The 620-nt window shown below is 46.8% G+C and carries 2 protein-coding genes; one reads left to right on the forward strand and one right to left on the reverse strand.

Annotation, left to right across the window (positions count from 1 at the left end):
- On the forward strand, positions 1 to 180 hold a 180-nt coding region (locus R7R78_RS27495; RefSeq protein ID WP_225474778.1), incomplete at its 5' end, for an HAD-IA family hydrolase.
- A gap of 86 nt (positions 181 to 266) precedes the next feature.
- On the opposite strand, the gene R7R78_RS27500 is transcribed toward R7R78_RS27495, so the two are convergent.
- Positions 267 to 620, reverse strand: a 354-nt coding sequence (locus R7R78_RS27500) for a GNAT family N-acetyltransferase (protein WP_225474779.1), incomplete at its 5' end; no start/stop codon positions are given.

Here is a 620-nt window from a genome sequence, read left to right on the forward strand (position 1 = left end):
CAACCGGAAATTTATCAAGCGCTTCTCTCCCGCTACGACTTAAACCCATCAGAAACCGTTTTTCTGGATGATATGCCTTACAACGTCGAAGGGGCCAAACAGGTGGGCATGGCTGCTATTCAGTTTGAAAACGCGAGCCAATGTGAAAGTGAGTTAAAGGAAATGGGCCTGTCTTTTTAACTCGCCAGATTGTTAACTATCCCGCAAACAAAAAAGAGCAGCGTCAGTGCTGCTCTTATCGTCTCCGTTCTTTCGCTTAGAAAGCGTTATGAATAGATGACGTTTTCCTCAATGCCACTTACCAGCGCTTGCGCGTTAGACCAACGGAACACTTTTTCCATTACTTCTGTTCCGCCCGGAGCACGCCACGTACGCTCTTGGCATTCTTGTCCACCAATATGTTGATAGAACGAAATCGCTGATGTGTTTTGCGAGACAACTTCTAGATACAATCCTGAATCTTTGAAGTATTGCTGTTGCCACTCTGCAACGGCAAGCAAGAGTTGTTTGCCGATACCACGACCACGATAGCTATCATCAACATGCAGAGCGTCAATGAATGTACCGCGCTCAAAGTCATGGTTGCCGAAAACACAGACAAAGCCGAGTAACAAGCCCCC

This window comes from Vibrio sp. 2134-1, from assembly GCF_033339495.1.